Origin of the sequence: Exiguobacterium sp. SH0S2 (assembly GCF_004337185.1) — a bacterium.
Taxonomy (GTDB): domain Bacteria; phylum Bacillota; class Bacilli; order Exiguobacteriales; family Exiguobacteriaceae; genus Exiguobacterium; species Exiguobacterium aurantiacum_A.
Genome location: NZ_SJVB01000033.1, coordinates 1 through 389 on the forward strand (window position 1 = coordinate 1; position 389 = coordinate 389).

Sequence of the window (389 nt, forward strand, 5' to 3'; positions counted from 1 at the left end):
CAATTAGTATTATTCCCTGTACATGAACTCACTTCAATTTCGAACAACAAAGGAAAAGGAGTTCCTGGAAAAATATCTGCGGTGTTGGAACTATCTGATACAGATGCGATAGAGTATGGAATGGTGAAATTTATCGCAGATAGCATTTCTTCTAAATTATAAGATGACTTCCCTGGAAGCGCTATTTTTTTTACCGTCAGATTCAAAGGGGAAATTAATAATATAATGACGACTTCCGACTTTAAACCTTAAAGCGTTCTGTGTTAAAAAATGAACTTTAATGGCGTTGGTCGTCTCTTGCAAGTCTGCACACTCAATGATATTCCCAGTATTTTCAATTTTTTCGGCGGTGAGATTACCTTTCATACTCAGTGGTTTGAGTATATATG

General features: G+C 36.0%; 1 protein-coding gene. It reads right to left on the bottom strand.

Features of this window, described 5'->3' with window-relative positions; all coding sequences use genetic code 11:
• Window positions 1–156: 156 nt before the first annotated feature.
• The coding region (locus EVJ21_RS15525; RefSeq protein ID WP_236636601.1) for a hypothetical protein at window positions 157–389 on the bottom strand (233 nt) is incomplete at its 5' end.